Origin of the sequence: Aromatoleum anaerobium (assembly GCF_012910705.2) — a bacterium.
Classification (GTDB): domain Bacteria; phylum Pseudomonadota; class Gammaproteobacteria; order Burkholderiales; family Rhodocyclaceae; genus Aromatoleum; species Aromatoleum anaerobium.
Window position 1 is genome coordinate 1 of record NZ_WTVG02000021.1, and the last position, 1,365, is coordinate 1,365.

2 protein-coding genes are annotated in these 1,365 nt (G+C 65.5%); one reads left to right on the top strand and one right to left on the bottom strand.

Annotated features, from left to right (window positions below):
- Nucleotides 1–196 (bottom strand): LexA family transcriptional regulator (locus GO606_RS00745; protein ID WP_211166864.1); only part of this gene is annotated, 196 nt, incomplete at its 3' end.
- 32 nt (nt 197–228) lie between these two features.
- Between GO606_RS00745 and GO606_RS00750 the strand changes: the two genes are divergently transcribed.
- The gene (locus tag GO606_RS00750; RefSeq protein ID WP_169120929.1) at nt 229–1,350 is read left to right on the top strand and encodes an IS630-like element ISAzo9 family transposase; all 1,122 of its coding nucleotides are present in this window, start codon (nt 229–231) and stop codon (nt 1,348–1,350) included.
- The last annotated feature ends 15 nt before the right edge of the window (nt 1,351–1,365 follow it).

The window sequence follows — 1,365 nt, forward strand, 5'->3', positions numbered from 1 at the left end:
GTCCCAGGCGCTCGAGCGTGAGCACCATCTGATGCACCGAGGGTGGCGTGATGTGGAAGTAGCGTTGCAAGTCGGCTTCGGCCGGCGGCCGGCCGAGCACCTGAGTGTACGCATAGATGAAGGCGAGGTACTGCCCTTGCACCGGTGTGAAGCGCGGTGACGAAGGGGTGAGTTCCGCGTCGGAGTTCTGGCTCATTTGTTGTCTCTCCAGATTTTGGAGGGGCCGCGATGAATGTACGCTACCGGGTCGAATTGAGCCAAGCCGAACGCGACGAATTGAGGATGCTGCTGGGCGGCGGCAAGGCAGCGGTGCGCAAGGTGAAACGCGCGCAGATCCTGCTGGCGGCCGATGCCGGAGCCGGCGACGAGGAGATTGCCACGAACGTCGGAGTGGGCAGCTCGACGGTCTATCGGACCAAACGCCGCTTCGTGCTGGGCAGCATCGAAGCGGCGCTCAGCGACGAGCCGCGCCCCGGGGCGGAGCGCAAGCTCACCGGCAAGGAAGAGGCGCTGCTGGTCGCCACGGCATGCACCAAGCCGCCAACGGGGCGGTCGCGCTGGACGCTCGAATTGCTGGCGGGGGAGATAGTCAAGCTCACCGAGCACGCGAGCCTGTCACGCGAGACGGTGCGCCGCCGCCTGGCGGAGAACGAGCTCAAGCCTTGGCGCCAGAAGATGTGGTGCATCCCGCAGGTCGACGGTCACTACGTTGCCCGGATGGAGGACGTGCTCGACCTCTACGCTGAAGTCCCCGATCCCGAGCGCCCGGTGGTCTGCTTCGATGAAAGTCCCACCCAGCTCATCGGCGAGGCGCGCCAGCCCATCCCGGCGATGCCCGGACAGCTCGAGCGCTACGACTACGAGTATCGCCGCAACGGGACCGCCAACCTGTTCGTCTTCCTCGACGCGCACCGGTCCTGGCGCCGGGTCAAGGTAACCGAGCAGCGCACCGCGCGCGACTTCGCCGAATGCATGCGCGAACTGGTCGACTGCCACTATCCGCAGGCCGAGCGTATCCGTGTCGTCCTCGACAACCTGTCGACCCATACGCCCGGCGCGCTCTATGAAGCCTTCCCGGCGCCCGAAGCTCATCGGTTGCTGCATCGTCTGGAATTCCATTACACCCCCAAGCACGCCAGCTGGCTCAACATGGTCGAGATCGAAATCGGGGTGCTGCGCAGCCAGTGCCTCGACCGGCGCATCGGCGACCGCGACCGACTCGTCAGCGAAATTGCAGCTTGGGAGCAGCAGCGCAACGCCATCGGCGCTCGCATCCACTGGATGTTCACCACCGACCGCGCCCGGAGCAAACTGGCCCGCGCTTACCCGCACCCAGCCAAACAGTCATAACCTCTGTGCAGAGGT

What these genes read in the sequence shown, in the direction of transcription:
- GO606_RS00750 (WP_169120929.1), top strand. Translation starts at nt 229, where the DNA reads ATGAATGTACGCTACCGGGTCGAATTGAGCCAAGCCGAACGCGACGAA.